General features: G+C 48.2%; 1 protein-coding gene. It reads right to left on the bottom strand.

The window, feature by feature from the left end; translation table 11 throughout:
• Positions 1-255: outer membrane protein transport protein (locus FCL47_RS24235; protein WP_205747437.1), on the bottom strand; the 255-nt coding region annotated here is incomplete at both ends.

Here is a 255-nt window from a genome sequence, read left to right as displayed (position 1 = left end):
TCATAGAGGTACCCAGCTGAGAACCTGTACCCCTCGTCGATCTGATAGCTCACCCCAAACATATAGGCCCAGACATCATGCCAGTCTTTATTAATAGTTCTGGAAGTCTGCCCAGCTACGGGCAGACGGGTTGTCACTTCAAGTTTTTCGTATGAGGAATATTGCTCAAATCTCGTCGCTATCTCGAAAACCCAGCTGCGGGATGGCTTATAGGCAATACCTAAAAACAGCTGCCCTGGCAGGTTAATACCTGAG

Origin of the sequence: Desulfopila sp. IMCC35006 (assembly GCF_005116645.1) — a bacterium.
Taxonomy (GTDB): domain Bacteria; phylum Desulfobacterota; class Desulfobulbia; order Desulfobulbales; family Desulfocapsaceae; genus Desulforhopalus_A.
This window is presented reverse-complemented; position numbering and strand designations above follow the sequence as displayed.